This is a genomic window from Bacillus sp. mrc49, assembly GCF_002803435.1.
On the sequence record NZ_PHNG01000280.1, the window covers coordinates 1 to 456 of the forward strand.

Annotated in this window: 1 protein-coding gene; it reads right to left on the bottom strand. The window is 45.6% G+C overall.

The genetic code is table 11. The features are described from left to right. Window positions 1–456: FAD-dependent oxidoreductase (locus CVN76_RS01965; RefSeq protein WP_198512429.1), on the bottom strand; the 456-nt coding region annotated here is incomplete at both ends.

Here is a 456-nt window from a genome sequence, read left to right on the forward strand (position 1 = left end):
GCCAAGCCAAGTTCCGCGATCATATCAGATGCGTTCGGCCCTGCGATTTGTGCTCCAATAACCAATCCATCTTCTTTGCGAGTGATAAGCTTCACAAATCCATCAGTATTGTTTAAGGATAGAGCACGTCCATTTGCAGCGAATGGGAACTTGGAAGCAAGCGCTTCAATTCCAGCTTCCTTCGCTTCTTTTTCATTATAGCCGACAGATGCAAGTTCCGGTTCAGAGAATACAACAGCCGGAATGGCAAGGTAGTCGATTTCTGATGAATGTCCTGCAATGGCTTCGGCTGCAATTTTACCTTCATAAGAAGCTTTATGAGCCAATTGAGGTCCAGAAACGATATCACCGATCGCATAGATGTTTTTCACGCTTGTACGGCATTGTTTATCCGTTTCGATCAAACCGCGATCCGTCATTTTGATTCCGACTTGCTCAAGACCAGATCGGAAGAGC